This is a genomic window from Neobacillus sp. (assembly GCF_031988165.1).
Lineage (GTDB): Bacteria > Bacillota > Bacilli > Bacillales > Cytobacillaceae > Neobacillus > Neobacillus rhizosphaerae.
Window position 1 is genome coordinate 71,804 of the sequence record NZ_DALZYO010000011.1, and the last position, 25,228, is coordinate 97,031.

At 40.3% G+C, this 25,228-nt stretch carries 22 protein-coding genes, 1 riboswitch and 1 other annotated feature; of the genes, 4 read left to right on the forward strand and 18 right to left on the reverse strand.

The annotated features are described in order from the left end of the window. The first annotated feature begins 218 nt into the window (after positions 1-218). A complete protein-coding gene (locus tag RTR43_RS08390) occupies positions 219-671 on the forward strand; it encodes a YslB family protein (RefSeq protein WP_312471057.1) in 453 nt (150 codons plus the stop codon). 62 nt (positions 672-733) lie between these two features. Here the strand turns inward: RTR43_RS08390 and RTR43_RS08395 are convergent, their stop codons facing one another. From RTR43_RS08395 to zapA, 13 genes are all read right to left on the reverse strand, one after another. Next, complete coding sequence (locus RTR43_RS08395) at positions 734-1,951, reverse strand: aspartate kinase (RefSeq protein WP_312471058.1); 1,218 nt, start codon at positions 1,949-1,951, stop codon at positions 734-736. A 117-nt stretch (positions 1,952-2,068) separates the two neighbouring features. Next, positions 2,069-2,246: riboswitch (Lysine riboswitch) on the reverse strand. Positions 2,247-2,316: 70 nt separating this feature from the next. After that, positions 2,317-4,089 (reverse strand): excinuclease ABC subunit UvrC, encoded by a 1,773-nt coding sequence (gene uvrC / locus RTR43_RS08400; RefSeq protein ID WP_312471060.1) that lies wholly within the window; start codon positions 4,087-4,089, stop codon positions 2,317-2,319. 148 nt (positions 4,090-4,237) lie between these two features. Further along, a complete protein-coding gene (gene trxA, locus RTR43_RS08405; RefSeq protein WP_312471061.1) occupies positions 4,238-4,552 on the reverse strand; it encodes a thioredoxin in 315 nt (104 codons plus the stop codon). Positions 4,553-4,758: 206 nt separating this feature from the next. Next, entirely contained in the window at positions 4,759-5,736 is a 978-nt protein-coding gene (locus RTR43_RS08410) for an electron transfer flavoprotein subunit alpha/FixB family protein (protein ID WP_312471062.1), read from the reverse strand. A gap of 41 nt (positions 5,737-5,777) precedes the next feature. After that, a complete protein-coding gene (locus RTR43_RS08415; RefSeq protein WP_248736401.1) occupies positions 5,778-6,551 on the reverse strand; it encodes an electron transfer flavoprotein subunit beta/FixA family protein in 774 nt (257 codons plus the stop codon). A gap of 118 nt (positions 6,552-6,669) precedes the next feature. Further along, positions 6,670-7,443, reverse strand: a complete 774-nt coding sequence (locus RTR43_RS08420; RefSeq protein WP_312471063.1) for an enoyl-CoA hydratase — start codon at positions 7,441-7,443, stop codon at positions 6,670-6,672. A gap of 32 nt (positions 7,444-7,475) precedes the next feature. Beyond that, complete coding sequence (locus RTR43_RS08425; protein ID WP_312471064.1) at positions 7,476-8,060, reverse strand: fatty acid metabolism transcriptional regulator FadR; 585 nt, start codon at positions 8,058-8,060, stop codon at positions 7,476-7,478. 200 nt (positions 8,061-8,260) lie between these two features. Further along, positions 8,261-9,964 carry an AMP-binding protein gene (locus RTR43_RS08430; RefSeq protein ID WP_312471066.1) on the reverse strand — a complete coding sequence of 568 codons (1,704 nt, stop codon included), beginning with the start codon at positions 9,962-9,964 and terminating at the stop codon, positions 8,261-8,263. A 263-nt stretch (positions 9,965-10,227) separates the two neighbouring features. After that, positions 10,228-10,635 carry a DUF350 domain-containing protein gene (locus tag RTR43_RS08435; RefSeq protein ID WP_312471068.1) on the reverse strand — a complete coding sequence of 136 codons (408 nt, stop codon included), beginning with the start codon at positions 10,633-10,635 and terminating at the stop codon, positions 10,228-10,230. Positions 10,636-10,655: 20 nt separating this feature from the next. Next, the gene (locus RTR43_RS08440) at positions 10,656-13,013 is read right to left on the reverse strand and encodes an endonuclease MutS2 (RefSeq protein ID WP_312471071.1); all 2,358 of its coding nucleotides are present in this window, start codon (positions 13,011-13,013) and stop codon (positions 10,656-10,658) included. 14 nt (positions 13,014-13,027) lie between these two features. Further along, complete coding sequence (polX, locus tag RTR43_RS08445; RefSeq protein ID WP_312471073.1) at positions 13,028-14,746, reverse strand: DNA polymerase/3'-5' exonuclease PolX; 1,719 nt, start codon at positions 14,744-14,746, stop codon at positions 13,028-13,030. A 107-nt stretch (positions 14,747-14,853) separates the two neighbouring features. Next, entirely contained in the window at positions 14,854-15,375 is a 522-nt protein-coding gene (locus tag RTR43_RS08450; RefSeq protein ID WP_312471074.1) for a CvpA family protein, read from the reverse strand. A gap of 6 nt (positions 15,376-15,381) precedes the next feature. Next, positions 15,382-15,642: a cell division protein ZapA gene (zapA, locus tag RTR43_RS08455; protein ID WP_248736393.1), complete on the reverse strand. Its 261-nt coding sequence runs from the start codon at positions 15,640-15,642 to the stop codon at positions 15,382-15,384. Positions 15,643-15,760: 118 nt separating this feature from the next. Here zapA and rnhC point away from each other — a divergent pair, with 118 nt between their 5' ends. Both rnhC and RTR43_RS08465 read left to right on the forward strand, forming a co-directional pair. Continuing rightward, complete coding sequence (gene rnhC, locus RTR43_RS08460; RefSeq protein WP_312471075.1) at positions 15,761-16,705, forward strand: ribonuclease HIII; 945 nt, start codon at positions 15,761-15,763, stop codon at positions 16,703-16,705. A gap of 33 nt (positions 16,706-16,738) precedes the next feature. After that, positions 16,739-17,023 carry a 4a-hydroxytetrahydrobiopterin dehydratase gene (locus tag RTR43_RS08465; protein ID WP_312471147.1) on the forward strand — a complete coding sequence of 95 codons (285 nt, stop codon included), beginning with the start codon at positions 16,739-16,741 and terminating at the stop codon, positions 17,021-17,023. Positions 17,024-17,361: 338 nt separating this feature from the next. On the opposite strand, the gene RTR43_RS08470 is transcribed toward RTR43_RS08465, so the two are convergent. The 4 genes from RTR43_RS08470 to RTR43_RS08485 form a co-directional block, all read right to left on the reverse strand. Then, a complete protein-coding gene (locus tag RTR43_RS08470; RefSeq protein ID WP_312471076.1) occupies positions 17,362-18,336 on the reverse strand; it encodes a nuclease-related domain-containing protein in 975 nt (324 codons plus the stop codon). 274 nt (positions 18,337-18,610) lie between these two features. After that, on the reverse strand, positions 18,611-21,025 hold the full coding sequence (gene pheT / locus RTR43_RS08475; RefSeq protein ID WP_312471079.1) for a phenylalanine--tRNA ligase subunit beta: 2,415 nt from the start codon (positions 21,023-21,025) through the stop codon (positions 18,611-18,613). Positions 21,026-21,109: 84 nt separating this feature from the next. Further along, a complete protein-coding gene (gene pheS / locus RTR43_RS08480; protein WP_312471081.1) occupies positions 21,110-22,147 on the reverse strand; it encodes a phenylalanine--tRNA ligase subunit alpha in 1,038 nt (345 codons plus the stop codon). A gap of 177 nt (positions 22,148-22,324) precedes the next feature. Then, positions 22,325-22,567: a binding site (T-box leader), on the reverse strand. Between the two features lie 193 nt (positions 22,568-22,760). After that, complete coding sequence (locus RTR43_RS08485) at positions 22,761-23,510, reverse strand: TrmH family RNA methyltransferase (protein WP_312471082.1); 750 nt, start codon at positions 23,508-23,510, stop codon at positions 22,761-22,763. Positions 23,511-23,630: 120 nt separating this feature from the next. Between RTR43_RS08485 and sspI the strand changes: the two genes are divergently transcribed. Beyond that, entirely contained in the window at positions 23,631-23,837 is a 207-nt protein-coding gene (gene sspI, locus RTR43_RS08490) for a small acid-soluble spore protein SspI (RefSeq protein ID WP_248736388.1), read from the forward strand. Between the two features lie 272 nt (positions 23,838-24,109). On the opposite strand, the gene RTR43_RS08495 is transcribed toward sspI, so the two are convergent. Further along, positions 24,110-25,195, reverse strand: coding sequence for a M42 family metallopeptidase (locus tag RTR43_RS08495; protein WP_312471084.1), 1,086 nt, complete (start codon positions 25,193-25,195; stop codon positions 24,110-24,112). Positions 25,196-25,228: the final 33 nt, after the last annotated feature.

The following is a 25,228-nucleotide window of genomic DNA, read 5'->3' on the forward strand; positions in this document are numbered from 1 at the left end:
ACTGGATTTTTCTGTTAATCAACATGATTCTTACATTTTAATTACCAATATCTTACGGTAAAATAATTTTCCTTAAAAGGATAAGATAATTATGATGGTAAAAAAGATATAGTATTGCAAAATAATTAAAAATACATTATCAATTGTTTTTTCTGGGGAAATGTACTGAAACTCAACTTAATTTGTATATAATAGAATGATAGAAAGAGGGGAATCTTGTGAAAGAAAGTACAGACGTTGATCAAACTTTGAATACTGGGGAGCCAAGAACCATATCCATATTCGGATATGAATTAATCAGGGAAATCCTTTTGCCAGAGATTTTAGGGAAAGATTCTCCCGAAATTTTATATTGGGCTGGAAAACGCCTCGCCCGGAAATTTCCTTTAACCGATTATGATAAAGTCATTGAATTTTTCGCTAATGCATCTTGGGGACAGCTTGAAATAAAAAAAGAAACGAAAAGTGAAATTGAATTTGAACTAACAAGTCCTTTGATTGTGTCCCGGGTAAAGTCAAAAGCTGAGCACTTTTTCCAGCTTGAAGCTGGCTTCCTGGCCCAGCAAATCGAACTTCAAAAAGAAGTCATTGCAGAAACCTTCGAGCATCCAGTAAAAAAATCCAACAAAGTCCAGTTCACCGTCAAATGGGACAGCAAGGACCAAATCTAATTACGGTTATCCTTTTAGGGTGTCAGGCACCGTCCAAACGGACGGTGCCTTGACACCCTTTTCTAATTATCCCCAAGCTCAAATGCCTTGTGCAGTGCTTCTACTGCTTTAAGCATATTTTTTTCTTCAATAACAACAGATACTTTAATTTCTGATGTGCTGACCATTTTAATTTGAATGTTATTACTTGCCAACACTTCAAACATTTTTGCGGCTACTCCAGGGTTGGAAATCATACCTGAACCAACAATTGACACCTTTGCTAATTTATTTTCTGCGTCCAGCTGTTCGTAACCCAGCACTGGTTTATTATTTTCAAGAACATTTAATGCTTCTAGCCAGTTATCTGTATGAATCGAGAACGATAAATTGGCTGTTCCTGCTTCTGTTGTACTTTGTATGATAATATCAACGTTTATTTGATTTTGCGCGAGCGTGGTAAAAATTGTTGATAAACTTGTTAAGGAATTGGTTAATCCTAATACGGTAACCTTCGTTATTTCATCTTCAAATGCCACTCCGCGTACTACTAGGTTTTGTTCCATAGTTGCTTCCCCCTCTATGACTGTACCTGCGATTTTTTCCATACTTGAACGCACCTCGAGCCTGACTTGATAGTTTTTGGCAAACTCCACTGCTCTTGGATGGAGCACACCGGCACCTAAATTGGCGAGTTCGAGCATTTCATCGTAGGACACAGATAATAACTTGCGCGCCTCTTTGACATACCTTGGATCTGTTGTAAACACCCCGGTCACATCCGTATAAATATCGCATTTATCAGCTTTCAGTGCTGCTGCTAAGGCCACCGCTGTTGTATCAGATCCGCCGCGGCCAAGTGTGGTAATTTCACCGTCTTCTGTTATTCCTTGGAAACCCGCAACAATGACAATCTTACCATTTGATAGCTGACTTTTAAGGGCCTCTGTGTTGATTTTTGTGATTCGGGCGTTTCCATGGATGGGTTCTGTTACGATTCCTGCCTGCCAGCCAGTATAAGAAACAGCATCAAGGCCTTGTTGATTTAAGGCCATCGACAATAGTGCGATAGTCACCTGTTCCCCTGTCGAAAGGAGCATATCCATTTCCCGCTTGCTTGGCTGTGAGGAAATTTCCTTTGCCAGGCCGACCAGCTGATCCGTCGATTTTCCCATTGCCGAAACGACGACAACGACGTTATTGCCTTTCTCCGTCTCCTCTTTTACACATGCTGCCACATTCAAAATTCTTTCTACACTGCCGACGGAGGTTCCCCCGAATTTTTGTACGATAAGCCCCATAGTTTTTTTCTCCTTCTTTCAAATGTTACTCTTAATTTTCCCCATAAATGCAAAAAAGCAATGAGAAGGGCCTCTCATTGCTTTAAGAACACGAAGAAATAAATTCTCGTACACACAATGTAAGATAGCTCTCCAAGACAATCGTCTTGACAATCCGGCATTTATTCAATGCAAGACCAGCAAAGAAAGAAATGAGACCTTCTTTACTTCGGCGAACTTTCCCTTTCATGATTCTTCTCAGAAGCTCATCCCTCTCAGAACCACTACTCTTGAAGCTCGCACCTCTACCTTCACTTTAATACGTAAAAAGTGATAGTAAATTAAATTTTCACTCATTATAGCATGTTCTTTTTTTTCTGACAATATTATGAACGAAGTTTATTGACTAATTCTTCTGCGACATTAGTTGGAATTCCGAGGGCTCGAAATTCTTCAAACGTTGCTTCCTTCATTTTCTTAACAGAGCCAAATTCCTTTAACAATTGCTTTTTCCGCTTTTCCCCAATACCAGGGATATTATCGAGTAACGATTGAAAGACACTTTTCCCACGGATTTGACGGTGGAAGGTAATCGCAAAGCGGTGAACCTCATCTTGAATCCTTTGCAGTAAATAAAATTCCTGGCTGTTCCTTGCTAGCGGGACAATTTCCAACGGATTGCCGTAAAGGAGCTGTGATGTTCGGTGTTTTTCATCCTTCACAAGTCCCGAAAGCGGAATATCTAGTCCAAGTTCATTTTCCAACACATCCCTGACTGCTTCCACATGCCCTTTTCCACCATCTATGATAATTAAATCCGGAAGTGCCAGATTTTCCTTTAAAGCTCTGGAATATCTTCTTCTCGTTACTTCCCGCATTGATTCATAATCATCAGGGCCTTTAACAGATTTGATTTTATATTTGCGGTATTCCCGCTTGTTTGCCTTGCCATCAATAAAAACAACCATCGCCGATACAGGGTCGGTTCCTTGAATGTTGGAGTTATCAAATGACTCAATCCTGTGTGGGGTATAAATCCCTAAAAGCTCACCAAGGGTTTCTACCGCCTTGATTGTTCTATCCTCATCTTTTTCAATTAATGAAAACTTTTCATATAAAGCTATTTTGGCATTTTTGATTGCCATTTTGACGAGATCCTTTTTTTGCCCCCGCTGCGGCTGCATCACTTTTACTTCAAGCAATTGTTCGGCCATGTTCAAATCTACTTCGTCCTGAATGAGAATTTCCTTCGGCTTGAAGTGATTTGTCTTTTGATAAAATTGGCCGAGGAATGTCAAGATCTCTTCCTCTGGTTCATTGTAAATTGGAAACATGGAAACATCTCGCTCTATCAGCTTTCCTTGGCGGACAAAAAAGACTTGGACACACATCCAGCCTTTGTCGACAGCGTATCCAAATACATCGCGGTCGGTAAAGTCGGTCATTGTGATTTTTTGTTTTTCCATAATGGTTTCAATATGAGTGATTTTATCACGGTATTCCTTTGCCCGCTCGAAATCTAACTCCTCAGCTGCCGCTGTCATTTTTTCCGAAAGCTCTTTTTTTATCTCCTTATACCCGCCATTTAAAAATCGAGTAATCTCGTCCGTCATTTGCTTATACTGCACTTCGGCCACTTCATTCACACATGGTGCTAGGCACTGTCCTAAATGGTAATACAAGCAGACGCGGTCGGGAAGGGTCGAGCATTTACGTAACGGATAAATCCGGTCAAGAAGCTTTTTTGTTTCGTTAGCCGCTCCGACGTTCGGGTAGGGGCCAAAGTATTTGCCTTTATCCTTTTTTACTTTTCTCGTGATAATAAGCTTTGGATGTCTTTCAGCAGTCAATTTGATAAACGGGTAGCTTTTGTCATCCTTCAGCATGATATTGTATTTTGGATCATATTTTTTGATTAGGTTTAATTCAAGTAAAAGTGCTTCAATATTCGTAGAAGTCACGATATATTCAAAGTCTTCGATTTCGTTGACGAGCCTTAAGGTCTTTCCATCGTGCGACCCGGTAAAATAAGATCGAACACGGTTCTTTAATACCTTTGCTTTCCCCACATAAATGATTGTCCCTTGACGATCCTTCATTAAGTAGCAGCCAGGCTGATCAGGCAGCAGTGTTAATTTTTGTTTGATGGTTTCATTCACTCCGCCCACTCCTATCCGTCTTTATCTATCTTTTAAAATTTTAAAGCAAACTGCTTAGAAAGGAAAGTGGGAGGTTTTGTTCTAAAAATTATATTAGTCAAAATAAAAAACCTTAGCCAGTTCCAGCTAAGGTTTTTTTGTCCGAAGATTATACGTGTTTTTCTAAAACACTTGCTAAAGCTTCTTTTGGTTGGAAGCCGACTACTTTATCAACGATTTCGCCATCTTTCATAACCAATAAGGTTGGAATGCTCATAACACCGAAATTAGCAGCTGTTTGTGGGTTGTCATCCACATCAAGCTTGGTAATTTTTACTTTATCGCCCATTTCTGAATCAAGCTCTTCAAGAACTGGAGCAATCATTTTACAAGGTCCGCACCAAGGAGCCCAGAAATCTACAAGAACAAGGCCTGAACCTGTTTCAGCAGCAAAGTTTTGATCTGTTACGTGTGAAATAGCCATTTTAAAATGCCCTCCTAATAAATACTAAAATACTACCGAAAGTATAACATTGATTAAAAAATCACGCTAATAAATTGCTCTCCCGTCATTTTCCCCTATTTTTCTCCTAAGTATTCTTAATGATTAATAAAGCGAGCGGACCTCCGCTCGCTTTTCTATTTTCTTTTATCACTTACAGAGCGGATCCAATCCATCCGTCGCTCTTATTATGAATGTACTTTCAGCTTTTTAAACTCTTCGGTTAATAATGGAACCACTTCGAACAAGTCGCCGACGATTCCGTAATCTGCTACTTTGAAAATATTTGCTTCCGGGTCTTTATTAATGGCTACGATTATTTTCGAGTTGGACATTCCAGCTAAGTGCTGAATGGCTCCGGAAATTCCGCAGGCAATGTAAAGGTCGGGTGTAACAACCTTCCCAGTTTGGCCAATTTGTAATGAATAATCGCAATAATCTGCATCACATGCACCGCGGGAAGCTCCTACTGCTCCGCCTAAAACTTGCGCCAATTCTTTCAACGGTTCAAAACCTTCTGCGCTCTTTACACCACGACCGCCGGATATAACCACTTTTGCTTCACTTAAATCTACGCCTTCACTTGTTTTTCTTACTACCTCTTTAATGATGGCACGAAGGTTGATAATTTCAACTGAAAGGGAGGAAACCTCACCACTTCTGCTTTCATCCTTCGCTAATGATGGAATATTATTTGGACGAACAGTGGCAAAAATAAGCCCGTCGGTAACAATCTTCTTTTCAAAGGCTTTACCGGAATAAATCGGTCTGGTAAACACGATATTTCCGCCGCCAGCTTCAACAGCAATGACATCAGAAATGAGACCTGACGAAAGTTTACCAGCAATTCGTGGAGCTAAATCTTTCCCAAGCGCGGTATGGCCTAATACGAGTCCTTCTGGTTTTTCTTGATTAATTACTGCCAATAATGCTTGGGCATAACCATCTGATGTATATTGTTTTAATTTTTCATCTTCAACAACGACAACTCGGTCTGCTCCATATTGTACTAATTCTACCCCTAAAGCGCTTACAGTTTCGCCAGCCAATACTCCAACTACTTCTCCGCCTTCTGCAATTGTTTTCGCTGCAGCGATTGCTTCAAATGATACATTACGTAACGATCCGTCACGAACTTCCCCTAATACCAATACTTTTCTTGACATTCTATTTACCTCCTGAAAAAACAATTTTTATGTGAATTCGATTAAATTACTTTTGCTTCCGTATGAAGTAAGTGAACAAGTTCTTTAACCTGATCATTTAAATCGCCAGCTAAAACCTTTCCAGCTTCTTTTTTAGGCGGCAAATAAATTTCAATTGTTTTAGTTTTTGCTTCCACATCGTCTTCTTCAAGGTCAAGATCATCTAATTCTAATTCAGCAAACGGCTTCTTCTTCGCTTTCATGATTCCAGGTAATGAAGGGTAGCGCGGTTCGTTAAGACCTTGTTGTGCTGTGACTAAAAGCGGAAGACTTGTTTCGATGACTTCTGAATCCCCTTCAACATCACGAGTAACTGTTACATTACTGCCATCGATTTCAAGCTTGGTAATCGTAGTAACGTAAGGAATGTTAAGCAGTTCGGCAACACGCGGACCAACTTGACCAGATCCACCATCAATCGCAACATTGCCACCTAAGATTAAATCAGCGTCTTTATCTTTCAAGTATTCAGCAAGTAGTTTTGCAGTTGTAAATTGGTCGCCATTTTCCACATCGTCTTCCGTATTAATAAGGACAGCTTTATCGGCACCCATTGCAAGAGCTGTACGCAATTGCTTTTCGGTTTCTTCGCCACCTACAGAAATAACAGTTACTTCTCCACCATTGGCATCTCGGACTTGGATGGCTTCTTCAATTGCATATTCATCGTAAGGGTTGATGATAAATTCGGCACCATCCTCATTAATTTTTCCGCCGTTCAACGCAATCTTTTCTTCGGTATCAAAGGTTCTTTTCATTAATACAAAAATATTCATGGTCAAGGTTCCCTCCTAGATATTCAAACATTTGTTCAGTTCGAAAGATTGAAAAAATTTTTTTGAAAAAAATATTAGTTAAAGCTACCTTGGTAGGGAGGACCCCAGCAAGGTAGGTCTATTCCCCTTTAAACTGTGGTTCTCTCTTTTCAATAAAAGCTTGGATGCCTTCTTTAGCATCAGCAGAGACGAATACCTCACCAAACAACTCCGCTTCCTTCTTCGTCCCTTCATAAAATTCTTCTGTTTTGGCATAATTTAATAGTTGAATAGCAGCACTAATCGAGCCAGGACTTTTCTTGGCCACTTTCTTCGCCAGTTTATAAGCCTGATCCAGTACTTCATTTTCAGGGAAGGCGTGATTGGCTAAACCGTATTGAACAGCCTCCAATCCAGTGATTGGTTCAGAAGTGAACAGCATTTCCGCTGCTCTGGCAACCCCGACATATTTCGGCAGACGCTGGGTGCCAGCAAATCCAGGGATTAATCCCAGCTGCAGCTCTGGCAGGCCAAGTTTAGCTGTTTCGCTAACATAACGGATGTGACAAGCCATTGCGAGCTCAAGACCACCGCCAAGGGCCGCCCCATGAATGGCTGCAATAATTGGCTTTGGAAATTTCTCCATCCGATCAAACAAGTCTTGTCCAAACTTTCCAAGATTTGCAAAGCCTTCGGAAGAAGTAATGGTGGTAAATTCTTTAATGTCCGCTCCTGCAGAGAAAAAGCGTCCTTCGCCATGTATGACAATGACCCTAATTTCATGGTTCGGTTCCATTTCATCAAGTACTACCGACAATTCCCTTAAAAGACCTGATGAAAGGGCATTTGCCGGAGGTCGCTGAATCGTGATTGTCGCGATATAGTCCTCACTAGACCATTTTAAATATTCCAATTAAACTCCCCCTCTACCTAATTTTCAATGTGTTAGCGACTTCTAAATCCATTAATCAAGAGACGATGGACCGGAGATGCCAGCTTAGTGATTTCATATTTTTCCTCATTCATCACCCAAGATGTTGCAGTTTCATCAATCGTACCGAATATCATTTGCCGGGCAAGACGTACATCAAGGTCACTTGAAAACTCATCAGATTCTTTGCCTTCTATAATAATCTTATCAATCACCTTTAAATAGCCCTTTAGTACATCGTTAATACGGAGGCGTAAATCCTTATTCGATTGACGCAATTCTAATTGGGTGACAATGGCAAGGTGATGGTCTGCAGAAAGCAGGCTGAAATGAGCTTCAATCATCATTAATAACTTCTCTGTCGCCGTCCCTTTTCCTGCAATCATTTGATCTATTTCTTCAATAAAACTTCCCATTTTTTCTTCAAAGAGGGAGATAAGAATGTCTTCTTTGTTTTTAAAATACAGGTAAATGGTGCCGTCAGCCACTCCCGCCTGTTTCGCAATTTTTGATACCTGTGCCTGATGGTAGCCATTTTCAGCGATAACAATCACGGCAGCATCAATAATTTGCATATATTTTGGCTTCGCTTTTTTCAACGATATCCCCCCTTTGAAGATTAGAATTTTACTAGTAAAAAAAGAAAAATATGAATGAATAATCATTCATATTTTAATAATAGTTTTTAAATTTATTTCTGTCAAGAAATTCTGGAACACCCTCTTCATAATATTTCAAATTTTTCAATTAGACAAGCCTGATTCTACAAAAAAAAATGAATGATTGACTAAATTAATTGTCAGGCGTGCTTGATGCTTTCTTCCTCTATTTTTTGTTTTTCTTCTTCTATTAGCATTCTCCTTAATATTTTTCCAACAGCTGTTTTCGGTAATTCCGATCTAAATTCATATAGTCTCGGTGCTTTATAGGCTGCAAGATATTTTCTTGCATATTCATTCATTTCATCTGAGGTAACAGCTGAGCCCTCTTTTAAGACAATATAGGCCTTCACGGTTTCACCGCGGTATGGATCAGGAATTCCAGCAGCGACTGCCTCTAGCACATCCGGATGTTCATACAATACTTCCTCTATTTCCCGAGGATAAATATTGTATCCACCAGCAATAATCATATCCTTTTTGCGGTCGACGACATAGAAATATCCCTGCTCATCCATATAGCCAAGGTCTCCTGTATACAGCCAGCCGTCATGGAGGACTTCCTTCGTTTCCTCTGGCCGATTCCAGTAGCCTTTCATAATCTGCGGTCCTTTTACAACAATTTCGCCAATTTCCCCAACCGGCATTGGTTCACCATTATCCATAGATAGAATCATAGCATCTGTATCAGGGTATGGAACACCGATGCTTCCCTTTACTCTTTCCACGTCCCACAAGAAGTTGGAATGGGTGACAGGTGATGCTTCTGATAAACCATAGCCTTCGACAAGCTTTCCTCCGGTCACTTCCTCAAACTTCTGCTGAACTTCAATTGGAAGTGGAGCAGAACCACTAATACACGAATGAATCGAGGAAAGGTCGTATTTTTTCATGTCAGGGTGATTTAATAAGCCAATATAGATGGTCGGTGCGCCCGGAAAAAGGGTCGGACGTTGTTTTTGAATCGTCTTTAATGTTGTCAAAGCATCGAATTTAGGCAATAAAATCATTTTACACGCCATCTTAATAGATAAAATCATGCATACCGTCATCCCATAAACATGAAAAAAAGGAACGATTCCGAGCATCGATTCTTCTCCAGGCTTTGCTTTGTATAACCACGCTTCACTCATTGTTGTGTTGGAAAGTAAATTTTTATGGGTTAGCATTACACCTTTCGGAGATCCTGTCGTACCGCCTGTATATTGAAGTAAGGCAATGTCTTCCTCAGGATTGATATTGTACTTGATCAATTTTTTCGGACTTCCCTTTACTATTTCTGTAAGCAAATGGGTGTTTCCCTCATGCTTAACTTTCACGACAATTCCATATTGTTTTTTCTGGATGAAAGGATAAACGAGATTTTTTGGAAATGGCAAGTAGTCTTTGATAGCGGTTACAATTATATGCTGTAACTCAGTCTGTGGAATAACTTTCGAAACACGTGGATAGAGGATATCTAAGGTGATAATGGCTTTGGCTCCGGAGTCCTTCATTTGGTACTCCAGTTCACGTTCCGTATATAACGGATTGGTTTGGACCACAATTCCGCCCGCCATTAATATACCAAAATAACTAATAACCGCCTGAGGAGTATTTGGAAGCATGATGGCGATCCGGTCATCTTTTTCAATGCCTAAGGTTTCCTGCAAATAACTAGCAAAGTTTAAGGCATCTTCATAAAGTATTTTATAGGTGAGCTCTTTACCCATAAAATGAATAGCAATTTTTTCTGGAAACCTCTTGGCTGCATCTTCTAAGTATTGTTGTACTGGTTCTGAGGAGTATTCAAGTGTGGCAGGAATTTCTTTTGGGTAAATATCCAACCATGGTTTAGACTCCAACTTAACTAACCTCCCTTTTTTTATTAAATTATTTAAAATTTTCCAACAACCACTTCTATTATAGTACAGTATTTCACAATAAACAATGGAAACTAAGTACACTAATATAGCGATAATAAGCTCTAAAAAAAATCACCGCTGATACTATTCAGCGATGATTTCCCCTTATGCAAAAAATACCATATAAATGATACCGATTAGCAAAAACAAGCCGCACAAGCCAATAAGAACTTTAGCTAATTTCTCCACAGTTTATTCTCCCCTTAAGAAATTCCTGCACCAATCACATAAGATAACCCTACGGAAATGACCAACGAAATCAAGCCAACAGCCCGATTATCATTTTGAATTTCCTCGTCAATCTTGAACTTTGGTGTTAAAAATTCAAAGATAAAATAGCCGATTAATAACAGCACAAATCCATATATCCCCCAGCCAATCATTGTCAGTAAAGAATCATGCAGCGCAATCGTATGACGAAAGATATTGGCAACACCAAATATTTTCCCTCCGGTAGCCATCGCTACTGCTAGGTTTCCCTTTTTAATCTCTTCCCAATTTTTATATTTGGTTACCACTTCAAAAACGGCTAAAAAGACAATCATACATAAAATAACGACACTATAATAAGCAGCAATTTGAATATACTCATTCTCCCAAAAATGGTCCATGAACAAAACTCCCCCGGGCATTATTTAAATTCTACGATGGTAACGCCTGATCCACCCTCTCCGACTTCTCCAAAGCGAATTTTTTTAACGGAACGATGGTTTCTTAAATATTCCTGAACTCCCTGCCTTAACGCGCCAGTACCTTTCCCGTGAATAATCGAGACACGAGGGTAACTGGAAAGCAAGGCATCATCTATATATTTTTCTACTTTTAACAGAGCATCCTCATACCTTTCACCCCGCAGGTCTAGTTCCAGTTTAACAAGTAAGTCCCGCCCTTTTACAATCGCCATTGGCTTGGTCTCCACTTGTTTCGGGGTGCTCATATATTCCATGTCTTTTTCTTTCACTTTCATTTTTAAAATTCCAATTTGAACCTGCCATTCATTGGCTGATTTTCTTTCGACAAGTATCCCTTTTTGATCAAACGTAAGGACCTTTACTTCATCTCCAGGCATGTACGTATGTTTCTTGTTTTTCTTATTCGCTAGCTTCGTTGATTTTTGAATTTCCGGAGCTGCTTTTTCTAGGCGTCTTTTAGCATCAATTAATTCATGCTCCTTGATTTCCGCATGCTTTTCGGTTCTCATTTTTCGGAGATCACGGATAACCATTTCTGCTTCATTTTTCGCTTCTTCGACAATTTCCTCTGCTTTTTCGGCTGCTTTTTCCATCATCGAGTCTTTATTCTCATAAAAATCCAATATTTGTTTTTGCAGGTCTTGATGAAGCTTTTCCGCCTGTTTTAAATAATCGCGGGCTTCCTGCTGCTCGATTTCTGCCTGTCGCTTGCTTTCTTCCAACGAAGCAATCATTTTATCGATTTGGTTTGTATCCTCGCTCACATGAGAGCGGGCTGTTTGAATGACACGATCATTTAACCCTAATCGTTTCGAAATTTCAAAAGCATTACTCCGGCCAGGTACTCCAAGGAGCAACCTATAGGTTGGACTTAATGTCTCGACATTAAACTCAACACTTGCATTCAACACACCATCACGGTTATAACCATACGCCTTCAATTCCGGGTAGTGGGTTGTGGCAATAACTCTTGCGCCCCGCTTATGAACCTCATCTAAAATCGAGATAGCCAAGGCTGCCCCTTCTTGTGGGTCAGTTCCAGCTCCAAGCTCGTCAAACAGTACAAGACTATTAAAATCGACATGTTTTAAGATTTCGACGATATTGACCATATGGGACGAAAACGTACTTAAGCTTTGTTCAATCGACTGTTCATCGCCAATATCGGCATAAACTGAGTCAAAAACGGCAAGCTCCGAACCATCCTGCGCGGGTATTTGCAATCCTGCCTGAGCCATTAATGAACATAAACCAAGAGTTTTTAAGGTGACCGTTTTCCCGCCTGTGTTCGGCCCGGTAATAACAATGGTTGTAAACTCATTCCCCAGCAAAATATCGTTGGCCACTACTTCATCGGTTGGAATTAACGGATGTCTTGCTTTGTATAACGCAATTCTGCCTTCATTATTCATCGTTGGCATCGTTGCTTTGATTTTTTTTCCATATCTTGCTTTAGCAAAAATAAAGTCTAAATTCGCTAATATGTCTACGATTACATGCAACTCGCTCTCATGTTCAGCAGCAAAGGCGGAAAGCTCTGTTAGAATTCTTTCCATTTCAAGCTGTTCTTTCACACGGATATCCTGTAATTGATTGTTTAATTGGACAATCACTTGCGGTTCAATAAATAATGTTTGTCCCGATGCGCTTTGGTCATGGATAATCCCGCCGTAATGACCGCGGTACTCTTGTTTAACGGGAATAACAAAACGATCATTTCGAATTGTGACAATCGCATCGGAAAGCATTTTACTGGCATTCGATGAACGAATCATACTCTCTAATTTTTCGCGAATCCGTGATTCATTCGACCTGAGCTGTTGTCTTAATGAACGTAACAGGTCACTCGCACTATCTAAAATCTCGCCGCTTTCATCGATGGCCTGTTTAATTGCTTGCTCTAGGTTTGTGAGCGGAATGATACGTGCAACTTGTTCTGATAAAATCGGCAGTTCTGTTCTTTCCGCTGCAATATCCTCAATAAATCGTTTCATCTGCCTGCTTGCATAAATGGTGCTTGAGATTTGGATAAGCTCGTGTGGGCTGAGGATACCACCTATAACAGACCGTTTTATATGGGCGCGGATATCATGTATCCCTGACAAGGGAACATTTCCTTTTATCCGAAAAGCAGTGGCAGCCTCATCGGTTTCTGCTTGAAGCCGGACCACATCTTCAAAAACAGTGGATGGAACTAGGTGATTGATTTTATCTTTTCCAAGTGATGAAGCAGCATGTTCTAAAAGCTGTTCCCTTACTTTTGTAAATTCTAATACCTTTAAAGTCTTTTCTTGCATGGAGTTACCCCCCTTTAGTTTCGATTATGTAAAAATTCTAGTAAGTCATTTTTATCAAGTGCGTTTAACACCGATGATTTTTTGATCCAGCCCTTTTTAGCTGCGGAGACACCAATTTCCATATGCTTTAATGTATCCAACTTATGGGCATCCGTATTGATGAGAACTTTCACACCCGCTTCCTGGGCTTTTCGTAAATACTCTGCCGCTAGGTCAAGGCGGTTTGGATTGGCATTTAATTCTAAGGCTGTATTCGTTTCTTTTGCTAATTCTATCAGTAAATCAATATCGACATCGTAGCCTTCCCGGCGGCCGATTTTTCTGCCGGTTGGATGAGCAATTAAATCGACATGAGCATTGGTTAAAGCTGTCTTTAGCCGCTCCATAATTTTTTCTCTTGGTTGCGAAAAAGCAGAATGGATGGAGGCGATAACAAAATCCATTTCAGCCAATAAATCATCCTCAAAGTCTAACGTGCCATCCGGTAAAATATCCATTTCAACGCCACGAAGGATGAGAAAATCAGTATATTTTTTATTTAACTTTTTGATTTCTTCTCCTTGCTTCAATAGCCGTTCACGAGTAAGTCCATTAGCTACCTTAAGGTACTGCGAATGGTCGGTGATAGCCATGTATTGATAACCACGCGACCGGCATGCTTCTGCCATTTCTTCAATTGAATGAGCCCCGTCACTCCAGGTTGTATGCATATGAAGATCACCCTTAATATCTTCAAGCTCGATTAATTCCTCATTGACTGTGAAGGTCTCTACTTCTTTCCCATCCTCTCTTATTTCAGGAGGAATAAAGGGAAGATTGAAATGCTTGAAAAAGTCCTCTTCTGAGGTGAAGGTGCGGATTTCACCTGTCTCTACGTTTTCCACGCCATACTCACTTATTTTTTCGCCGCGTTCTTTGGCCAGCTGTCTCATGCGAACATTATGTTCCTTTGAACCAGTAAAATGATGTAAGGTCGTAATAAATTCCTCTGGTTTGACCAAGCGAAAATCGATGGAAACATCATAATCATACGCAAGTACTAAGGAAACCTTCGTATCACCTGCACCAATCACTTCTTTAATATCAGGAAATTGGAGCAGTTGCTCACGAACAATTTCATAGTTGGAGGTCGCAATAATAAAATCAAGATCTTTGACCGTCTCTCGCATTCTTCGAAGGCTACCAGCCCGCGAAAAACGAAGGATCTCCGGTATTCTGGCAAGCCTTTCTTCAATTTGTTCTGCTATCGGCAACATATAGGCAATTGGCAGCCGGTCAGGCCTTGAACCGATGCTTGCGATGGCACTTAGGATTTTCTCTTCCGTTTTTTTGCCAAAACCCGCAAGCGCTTGTACATGACCTGCTTCACAAGCTTCTTTTAAACTAGTGACATCGACGATTCCTAACTCCTTATAAAGCTTGGCTATTTTCTTCCCACCAAGCCCCGGCAGTTGTAGTAACGGAACCAAGCCGGCCGGGACTTCTTCCTTAAGTTCTTTTAGCACTGACGAAGAACCTTCCTTTATGTATTCATCAATCACTGCGGCAGTACCTTTTCCAATCCCCGAAATAGTGGTGTAGTCCTCAATGTCCGAAAAGATCCGTTCATCTGTTTCAAGAGCATTGGCTGCCTTGCGGAAAGCGGATACCTTGAAAGGGTTCTCACCCTTTAATTCCATATAAATCGCAATCGTTTCTAGTAAACGTATTAATTCTTTTTTATTGACTTCCATAAAATCCACCTACCCCTTGAGTATAGCATCTTCATTTTAACTTATTTTAAGGAAGAAAAGAAAAACTTCTCTGCCAAAGAGAAGTTCAAGCAGTTGTTCTATTCAATTCACAGACTTTTGATTTGCTGTGAAAGGATTGGAGTGTGATTCACAATCGCCTTTGCCAAAACGGAATGATCCAAAAGAGACTGGATAAGTTCTATTGGAATTAAGGCAGCGATATATAATAAAATAAAAATAAGTAAATAAACCTCAAAGAAACCTAAGAGGCCTCCAGCCCAAACATTTAACTGCCTTAGGACCGGTAAATGGGCAATAAAGTCGAGCATGGAACCAATAATTTGGAGGATCACTTTAACTGCAAAAAAGATAATCACAAAGGCAATCGCCGAATAGAAGGCCGTTTCCACGTCAGTAGAGTCTGTTAGGATTTTTAACACTGTTCCTTCTCCCAGGTTTGGATAGGGAATCCATAGAGTTAACTTTGGCGCCAACTGATCGTAGTATAAATAAGCGACAATATATGCAATAATAAAACCTGTTAAATGAACAAGTTGCAGGATAAAGCCTCTTTTAAGGCCTATAAAGAATCCAATGATTAAAAGTAAGATAATTACTAAATCCATCATAGTTTTTTAGTCCTTTTCTTTTTGTAGTTCTGCTTGCAGTCGTTCTAATTGATCTTTTATTTTAATATAATCATTGACTGCATTTACCGCTGTTAAAACAGCAAGTTTACTTACATCAAGAGCTGGATTCTTAGAATTGATTTCGCGCATTTTATCGTCAACTAACGATGCCACAAGCCGAATATGACTTGGGCTTTCCGTCCCCATTATGACGTATTGCTGTCCGTAAATATCAACGGTGGTTCTATTTTTTTCTGTTTTTGACAAAGTAAATGCTCCCTTCAAAGAATCCTACTCCATATCATAACACGAACGTATGGAAGTGGAAAAGTCAAACCTATTTAAGAGAGTCGTATATACTTAGTGGAAATGTGGTGTTTTAAGATTGGGTAATCTTGTAATTAATCAAGGAATAAGTGAAATCATGAAAATGCAGGAGTATTACGAGAAACATTTATTGGATAAAAATCCTCCCGGAAGTGTGTTTGTTGCGAAAACTCCGGCCTGTATGATCACGGCTTATAAATCAGGAAAAGTTTTATTCCAGGGGAATGATTGTGAAAAAGAGGCTGGTAAATGGAGTGGCAGCGCGCCCTCCAAAAAGTCTGTTTCATCCAAAACGAAATCAGCGGTAAAAAGCGATCTGCCTGTTGGCATTGGAGGGATGTCGGCCATCGGTTCAGATGAAGTCGGGACCGGGGACTTTTTTGGCCCGATTACCGTCGTAGCTGCCTACGTAAAGAAAGAACACATCCCTTTGTTAAAAGAATTAGGCGTCCGAGATTCGAAGGATTTAAATGACGAAAAAATCATTGCCATTGCAAAAGTCATCAAAGATGTTGTTCCATTCAGTCTGATGACCCTTAAAAACGAAAAATATAATCAAGTTCAAAAATCAGGCATGTCACAAGGAAAAATGAAGGCCATCCTTCATAATCAAGCAATATTAAATGTGTTGGACAAAATTTCACCTGAGAAACCAGAAGCGATTCTCATTGATCAATTTGTGCAATCAAGTACCTATTATCAACATCTTAAAGGACAGAAAGCGATTGCCAAAGAAAATGTCTATTTTAGCACGAAGGCAGAAGGCATACATCTGGCAGTGGCGGCTGCGAGCATTCTCGCCCGCTACGCCTTTATCCAATATATCGATAAGCTTAGTGATGCTGCTGGTTTTACGATTCCTAAGGGAGCAGGTGCACATGTGGATATAGCTGCAGCAAAGTTAATTATGAAAAAAGGGCGCGACATCCTGCCCTCTTTTGTTAAGCTCCACTTCGCCAATACGGATAAGGCGCTGGCGATTGTCAATAAAAAGCGGATATAAAAAATTTATAGGGTTGGAGGGGTAATAATGGCGATGAGACTTAGTGAAGCAGAAATAAATGAAGCTGTTATTGAATTAACTGGCTGGAAATTAGACGGTAAATTCATTGTGAAAAAGTATCGTTTTCGGGAGTTTTTAAAAGGGGTAGCGTTCGTGAATGCGGTTGCTGAGCTTTCTGAAGAAAAAAATCATCACCCATTCATTGCAATTGACTATAAACTAGTTACGCTTAGGATTACCTCGTGGAATGCAGGGGGATTGACGGATTTGGATGTGGCATTGGCAAAAAACTATGATGCAATTTATGAAAATATTTAATCGAAAACAAAATGGAAGAGGTTGCCCAGAGATTTAGCTGGTGGGGCAACCTTTTTTGTGTATTTTCGAGAATTATTCATGAAAAATCTTCAAAAGAAGATGATCCAACTTAAATAACAGATTCTTATTCTTACTAAAGGCATTATTTACACAAAAAAGGGGACATTTCCCCGTCAAAAATGTCATTATTTAATTTTATCAGCGACTCTGAGAGGCTTATCAGCGACTTTGAGAGGTTTATCAGCACTCTGAGTGTTTTATCAGCGACTTGAAATGCTTTATCAGCGACTCTGAGTGTTTTATCAGCGACTCTGAATGGTTTATCAGCGACTTGAAATTTACCATGGAATAGTCTTCGGAAAGTAAGCGCGTCCTTTGTTTGTTCCAAAATAATTAAGATTTGCAGAAAGAAGAAATCTTTTTGCTGAATCATGTGATTTTATATGAGCAAACTCTCTAAACTGTTTATTGGTAATTTTCGAATCAATCAGTAAAAAATAATCCTTCAGAGCATTAATGTGAGCATCTTTTGAAAATTTGCCGCAAGAAGAACAATACCATTTCAGTTTCTTCCGAATAAGTGGAAAATGATTGCAGGTGGGGCAATATACTCCGGTTAATAAATCCTCCTTTTTAATTTCATATTTTTTCAAAATATAGTTTGTCGGGATTGTATTCATTTTAACGAGGAGGCGGCTCAATTTTTGAAGATCTTTCGCATTGAGGAATGGATCAGAATATAGTTTTTCAAAGTAAAGAATTTTATTTTTGAAAACATCAGCCTTACATACCCGCGGCTTAACTTTGTGAGCGTTTTTTCCTGTGGTGACATAAGAGGCATATCTATTGCTGATAACGACTAAGTAATCAACTGGAACTGGGGGAAATTTATGTTTAGCTATCAGTTGCCTTACGTACTCTTGATGCCTTTCTGCTTGGGCAATTGGATAAGAGTAACCTTTTTCTTTTTCATTATTAAATTGCATAAATTGTTCATTTTCAGTATCAAATATTAATTTACCAGCCATATTTTTCACTTCAATAATAAGGGCAAATTCTGGTGTCAGAAGAAGGGTATCAATTTGACAGTTGTAGTCACCATCAGGAAGGTTTAAATCGTGGAGTATCATGTATTTATCTATTGGAAGGAGACGTAAATAATAATCAAGAGCCACTTCTCCTTGGTAACCAGCCTGCCTCTTTCCTAGCTCCTCTAAAACTTGCTGATATTTGGGGTAATTCAAGGGGAGACGCTGGCTTAATGCATCTAAAATCTGAATTACTAATGGAATTGTTCTTTCTTTTATAACCAAAACTTTCACTCCTTTCATTTTAAACATTTTATTCTAATAAAAGGCTGAAATTCCTGCCGAATTTTAGCGTAATTTGTTACAATTATTTCCTATTTTATTTTATCAGCGCTTTTTAATAATTTATCAGCGAATTCGGAATTTATATCAGCGAATCGACACCATATATCAGCGATTTAAGACAATATATCAGCGAATCGAAATTTTTACCCTAGACTTGGCCAAATAAAAAGAAAAAGCCAGCCCGAAAATACCTTTTCGAGCCAGCCTTTATTAATTAACCTCTTAACACTGCGCCTGCCTGTTCTTTTAAGGCTTCAAGCACACGATCATGAACTTTAGTAACTTCTTCATCTGTTAATGTTCGTTCAGGATCAACATATTTTAACGAGAATGCAATGGATTTCTTGCCTTCCTCCATCCTGTCGCCTTCATACAAGTCAAACACATGAACCTCCTTAAGAAGCGGTGCACCTGAAGATAAAATGATTTCCTTTAGGGTGCCTGACACCGTTTCTTTGTTTACCACAAGGGCAATGTCTCTTGTGATCGATGGGAAGCGTGGGATGGCTTCGTATTGTAACACCGGTGCATCTGCTTCAAGGACTGCTTTTAAAGATAGTTCAAATACATAAGTATCCTTCAAATCAAGCTCTTTTTGGACGCTCGGGTGTACTTGGCCAACGAAGCCGATTTTCTCACCGTTCAAGATAATTTCTGCGGTACGGCCAGGGTGCATGCCTTCTACCTTGGCTTGAACATATTGAACACCTTCTGCTAAACCAAGCTTCGCAAACATTCCTTCTAAAATTCCTTTAACAACGAAGAAGTCAACTGCCTTTTTCTCGCCCTGCCAAGAATGACTGTGCCACAGGCCGGTAATGGCACCTGCTAATTGCTCTTTTTCAACTGGTAGTTTGTCTTCTCCATTTGCTAAGAAAACGGCACCTGTTTCATACACGCCTAAGCTATCGTTTTGACGAGCACTATTGTATTTTAAAACTTCTAAAAGCTGTGGCATAATGCTTAAACGAAGGATGCTACGCTCTTCACTCATCGGCATCGCTAAACGAATCGTTTCACGCTTTTCAAGCGCAAATTGTGTAGCTTTTTCCTCACTGGTCAAGGAATATGTTACAGCCTGATATAGGCCAACACCCTCAAGATATTGACGGACAAAACGGCGTTTCTTCTGGTACTCTGACAACCTACCAGGTGTTGAAGAACCAATCGGCAACGTCTTTGGAATATTGTCATAACCGTAAAGGCGAGCTACCTCTTCTAGTAAATCTTCTTCAATTTTGATATCACCACGGCGTGTTGGTGCGGTTACTGTGATGGTATCCTCCTCCACGCTTACTGCGAATTGCAGACGATCAAAGATTTCTTTAACATCTTTCATTCCAAGGTCTGTACCAAGAACACGATTGATTTTTTCTAAAGTTATTGAAACAACTGCTGGTTCAACGGTAAGAGTATCCGCTTCAACAACACCTTCTAATACATCCCCATTAGCGTATTTTGCCATCAAGTAGGCCGCCCGTTCGCCTGCTGCACGAACACGATTAGGATCCACACCTTTTTCAAAACGAGCGCTGGCTTCACTCCTTAAGCCATGGTCTTTTGAAGCTTTTCTGACGGTTCCCCCGTTAAAATAAGCAGATTCTAATAAAACAGTTGTCGTGTCAGTTGTTACCTCTGAATTCGCTCCGCCCATCACACCGGCAAGGGCGACTGGCACTGTTCCATTTGTGATGACGAGATGATCGGTAGTTAATGTCCGTTCTGTATCATCAAGCGTTACAAATTTTTCACCATCATTCGCGCGGCGAACAAGAATTTCTTTTGATCCTAAACGGTCATAATCAAATGCATGGAGCGGCTGACCATATTCTAATAAAATATAGTTGGTTATATCAACGACGTTATTATGCGGACGAATTCCCGCCGACATTAAACGTGTTTGCATCCATAGTGGTGATGGAGCAATTTTTACATTTTTAATAATTTTTGCTACATATAAAGGGTTATCTTCTTTTGCATCTACGACTATTTTCACGTAATCTGCTGCCTTCTCAGTTGAGGATTGAAGGTCAGTTTCTGGAAGTTTAACCTCTCTTCCCAGAATCGCTGCCACTTCATAAGCAACCCCAAGCATACTTAAGCAATCCGCACGGTTAGGTGTCAAGCTTAGCTCTAAGACTTCATCGTCTCTGTTTAATAACGCAAGGGCATCAACACCCACCTCTGCTTCCGCTGGAAAAACAAAGATCCCCTCGGAATATTCTTTCGGAACCACTTTTCCTTCCATACCAAGCTCAGTAAGGGAACAAATCATTCCGTTTGATTCTTCGCCGCGAAGCTTCGCCCGTTTAATTTTAAAATTGCCTGGTAAAACAGCACCGACAGTGGCTACTGCAACCTTTTGGCCTTTTGCCACATTTGGTGCACCACAAATAATTTGCACCGGTTGTTCTTCTCCAACATCAACAAGGCACTTGCTTAATTTATCGGCATTTGGATGTTGTTCACGCTCTAGAACATGGCCAACCACAACACCTTTAATTCCGTCGTTCAGAATTTCTACTCCTTCAACTTCAATACCGCTCTTCGTAATTTTTTCAGCTAGTTCAGTTGCCGTTACTCCTGTTAAATCAATATAATCTTGGAGCCATTTATATGATACGAACATCTCGTCATCCTCCTTATTTTCGAGCTTCAGCGCCTAGGGGCTCTTTGGTCTAACCCTCTGACCAAGGCGCTTCAGCATTTAGTTCTACTCGTGTTTAGAAAATTGTTTCAAGAATCGCACATCATTTGTATAGAAATGTCTGATATCATCAACACCATATTTCAACATTGCGATCCGCTCTGGTCCCATTCCAAAGGCAAAACCAGTGTATTTTTTAGAGTCATATCCAGCCATTTCAAGGACGTTTGGATGAACCATACCAGCGCCAAGAATTTCAATCCAGCCTGTTTTCTTACAAACACTGCAGCCATGACCGCCGCAGATTTTACAAGAAATGTCCATTTCAACAGATGGCTCAGTGAAAGGGAAAAAGCTTGGTCTTAAGCGGATTTCGCGGTCATCACCAAACATTTTTTTCGCAAAAACTTCCAAGGTTCCTTTAAGATCACTCATGCGGATATTCTCACCCACCACAAGGCCTTCAATTTGCATAAATTGGTGTGAGTGTGTCGCATCATCATTATCACGACGGTACACTTTACCAGGACAAATAATTTTGATAGGGCCTTTTCCTTGATGCTTCTCCATTGTTCGTGCCTGAACTGGTGAGGTATGTGTACGAAGAAGGATTTCTTCCGTGATATAGAATGAATCCTGCATGTCGCGGGCAGGATGCCCTTTCGGTAAATTAAGAGCTTCAAAATTGTAATAATCTTGCTCGACCTCTGGACCTTCAGCCACCTGATAACCCATCCCGATAAATAAATCTTCAATTTCTTCAATGATTCTTGTGAGCGGATGGTGGTTACCGACCTTAACTGGGCTTCCTGGAAGGGTAACATCAATGCTTTCAGAAGCTAATTTTTCAAGGACTACTGCCTCTTCTAAAGCCTTTTGTTTTGCTTCAATTTTAACAGCAATCGCTTCACGAACTTCATTGACGAGTGCACCCATGACTGGGCGCTCTTCAGCAGAGAGCTTGCCCATTCCACGAAGCACTTCGGTGATCGGGCCTTTTTTCCCTAAATAGGCAACTCGGATGTCATTCAATTCTTTTAAGCTTGCAGACTGTTCAATTTTTTGAATTGCCTCTTCCTGCAATTCTTTTAATCGTTCTTGCATGTCTATTCCTCCTTAATTTTTATCTCGGGGTGGACGGGTGCGAATTCATGATTCCACGAATTTCTCGATATTTCCGCAAACTTTAAGATTAATTCCGTCAAGTTCGCGGGGGATTCCCCATACTTGAGACTGAACAGTGGTGTCAGGCACCAGAAAAACAAAAAAACCCCATCCCTGGAAAGGGACGAGGTTTATAGTTCGCGGTACCACCCTTGTAAACACGATATGTAAAACATTGTGTTCGCTTCATTCGGATAACGGCTTATGCCGGCGCATCTTTACATTTTTTTTTCAAAAATGGTCCCGATGCCAACTCTGGAGGTGAACTTCTTCTGCCAATTCCATAAAAGTGCTTACAGTCGCGGCACTTTCTCCCTAAATGGTCTATGACAAAATACTTTTCTCCGTCATCGTTTTTGATCTCATATTAAAATTCTTCATTGAACTTTGATAACTGTCTAGCTCCACGCCTAGGGGATCGCGGTCATAATCCAATCCGTCAAGAAGGCTCGTCATATGCTAGTCGCACCTGTGCAAGGCGTTTCCGCTTTCTAGTTCAATATTGTTCATTATTATATAATAATTTTCCTACTGAGGTCAAACTAGTTTTTCCCTATTTTTTTAGATAATAAAGAAGAATACCAGTTGCTACGGCTACATTTAAGGACTCGCTTTTGCCGAATATCGGAATAAAAAGATTGGTATTAGTACTTGCAAGAATATCTTTGCTGACGCCATTTCCCTCGTTCCCCACAATTAAGGCAAAAGATTCAGCGGTGGGAATATCAGTGTATGCCGAAGCTCCTTCAAGTGCTGTTCCATAAACGGGAATATTTTTTTCTTGCAGTTTGTCTATCCATTCATGCAGGTTGCCCCTGATGATAGGAAGGTGGAAATGACTTCCCTGTGCCGACCTCAACACCTTTGAGTTAAAAATATCAACACTGCCGCGGCCGATGATAACAGCGTCAATCCCTGCCGCATCAGCAGTTCGAATCATCGTTCCAAGATTTCCAGGATCCTGGACTGCATCGATAAACAAAAAGGTTCTTGCATCCTGAACATCCGAATTTGCGTGGCGGCAAACGGCATAAATTCCTTGTGGTGCTTCTGTATCCGTTAACGAGTTTGAAATCTCTTCAGTAACAAGTGTGACGGGTATTGCCCCTGCATCCCAGCGCGGCGGTAATCCAACTTTTTCAGAAACGATAATTTCTATAATTTGCTCTCCTTGTTTGATCGCCTCTTCAACTAAATGAAAGCCTTCGACTAAAAACGTTCCCGACTTATCTCGCTCTTTTTTCGTTAAAAGCTTTTTCCATTGTTTTACCTTTGGATTATTGACAGATTCAATATGTTTCAAAATTGGTTCTCCTTTAAAAATTGCTCATGATTTTCTCATTATAGCCCAACTAATATACATAATAAAACCCAAAATAGAAATCATAATAAAGAAATACAGGATAAAAAGGAGTGTGTAATCATGAACTTAAATTTACGAAACGCGATTATTCACAATGTTTCTGGTAATTCACAAGAACAATTAGAAGATACTATTGTTGATGCGATTCAAAACGGGGAAGAAAAAATGCTCCCTGGACTTGGAGTCTTATTCGAAATCATTTGGCAAAATTCATCAGAAGAAGAGAAAAAAGAGATGCTTTCAACTCTTGAAAGTGGGTTAAAGTAAAATTCTTTGTAGTTGCTGCCGCCTAATAAATGGCGGCGTTTCTTTTTGTATGGAAAAGGGGCGGAGCGCCGCAAATGAATCACTTTAACCAGTTAAAGTGAAATACTCATTTCACTAGACGAAAGATGTGAAGTCTAGCTCTGCTCTCACCGCCTTTATTAGGTGACTACTACATGTTCTCTAAATAAATTTCCATGGTAGGGGTTGGGAGTTGAGGCTCATGATAGTTTTTTAAAAAAACCCTCGGTAGCTTTACCGAGGATCAAAAACTTTTATTCAAACGTAATTCTATCAACTGTCTCACGGTCTAAACGTTTAATAACTTCGACAATTAACTTAACAGCATTTTCGAAATCGTCACGATGGAGCATGGCAGCATGTGAATGAATATAACGGGTCGCAATCGTTATCGCAAGCGCTGGAACCCCATTATGCGTCAAATGGATGGACCCAGCATCCGTACCTCCGCCAGGAATGGACTCGAATTGATAAGGGATGTTCAGTTCATCGGCTGTATCGGTAACTAAATCACGCAATCCTTTATGAGCTACAAGAGAGGCATCATAAATAACAACTTGCGGTCCTTTGCCCATTTTGCTCATTGCTTCTTTTTCAGAAACCCCAGGAGTATCACCGGCAATACCGACATCGACAGCAAAGCCGATATCTGGCTGGATTTTGTAAGTTGCCGTTTTAGCTCCGCGCAATCCAACCTCTTCTTGAACTGCCCCAACGCCATACACCTCGTTCGGGTGCTCCACATCTTTTAACTGTTTCAATACATCAATGGCAATCGCACAGCCAATACGATTATCCCACGCTTTTGCTAAAAGCATTTTCTCATTGTTCATGACAGTGAACTCGAAGTACGGCACCACCATATCTCCAGGACGGATGCCCCATTCCTTAGCTTCATCACGGCTTGAAGCGCCGATATCGATGAACATATCTTTGATTTCAACAGGCTTTTTGCGGGCTTCCACCGATAAAATATGAGGAGGCTTAGAACCGATAATTCCGGTTACATCTCCCTTTTTCGTAACAATGGTCACACGCTGGGCAAGCATAACCTGCCCCCACCAGCCGCCAACGGGTTGGAAACGCAGAAAACCTTTATCATCAATCTGGGTGATCATGAAGCCGACTTCATCTAAGTGACCGGCCACCATGATTTTGGGTCCACCCTCTTTGCCTACTTTTTTGGCAATCAAACTACCCAGTCCATCGGTTGTGATTTCATCAGCAAATGGCTCTATGTATTTCTTCATCACTTCGCGCACTTCACGCTCGTTGCCGGGAATTCCTTTGGCATCGGTTAAATCTTTTAACATGATCAAAGTTTCATCTAATTTTGCCATTTTTTAGCCCCCTTTATGTAGGTACGTTTTTAA

What these genes read in the sequence shown, in the direction of transcription:
- RTR43_RS08395 (WP_312471058.1), bottom strand. Translation starts at nt 1,951, where the DNA reads ATGGGGCTTATCGTACAAAAATTCGGGGGAACCTCCGTCGGCAGTGTA.
- trxA (WP_312471061.1), bottom strand. Translation starts at nt 4,552, where the DNA reads ATGGCTATTTCACACGTAACAGATCAAAACTTTGCTGCTGAAACAGGT.
- RTR43_RS08410 (WP_312471062.1), bottom strand. Translation starts at nt 5,736, where the DNA reads ATGTCAAGAAAAGTATTGGTATTAGGGGAAGTTCGTGACGGATCGTTA.
- RTR43_RS08415 (WP_248736401.1), bottom strand. Translation starts at nt 6,551, where the DNA reads ATGAATATTTTTGTATTAATGAAAAGAACCTTTGATACCGAAGAAAAG.
- RTR43_RS08435 (WP_312471068.1), bottom strand. Translation starts at nt 10,635, where the DNA reads ATGGACCATTTTTGGGAGAATGAGTATATTCAAATTGCTGCTTATTAT.
- RTR43_RS08440 (WP_312471071.1), bottom strand. Translation starts at nt 13,013, where the DNA reads ATGCAAGAAAAGACTTTAAAGGTATTAGAATTTACAAAAGTAAGGGAA.
- polX (WP_312471073.1), bottom strand. Translation starts at nt 14,746, where the DNA reads ATGGAAGTCAATAAAAAAGAATTAATACGTTTACTAGAAACGATTGCG.
- RTR43_RS08450 (WP_312471074.1), bottom strand. Translation starts at nt 15,375, where the DNA reads ATGATGGATTTAGTAATTATCTTACTTTTAATCATTGGATTCTTTATA.
- RTR43_RS08465 (WP_312471147.1), top strand. Translation starts at nt 16,739, where the DNA reads ATGAGACTTAGTGAAGCAGAAATAAATGAAGCTGTTATTGAATTAACT.
- pheT (WP_312471079.1), bottom strand. Translation starts at nt 21,025, where the DNA reads ATGTTCGTATCATATAAATGGCTCCAAGATTATATTGATTTAACAGGA.
- pheS (WP_312471081.1), bottom strand. Translation starts at nt 22,147, where the DNA reads ATGCAAGAACGATTAAAAGAATTGCAGGAAGAGGCAATTCAAAAAATT.
- sspI (WP_248736388.1), top strand. Translation starts at nt 23,631, where the DNA reads ATGAACTTAAATTTACGAAACGCGATTATTCACAATGTTTCTGGTAAT.
- RTR43_RS08495 (WP_312471084.1), bottom strand. Translation starts at nt 25,195, where the DNA reads ATGGCAAAATTAGATGAAACTTTGATCATGTTAAAAGATTTAACCGAT.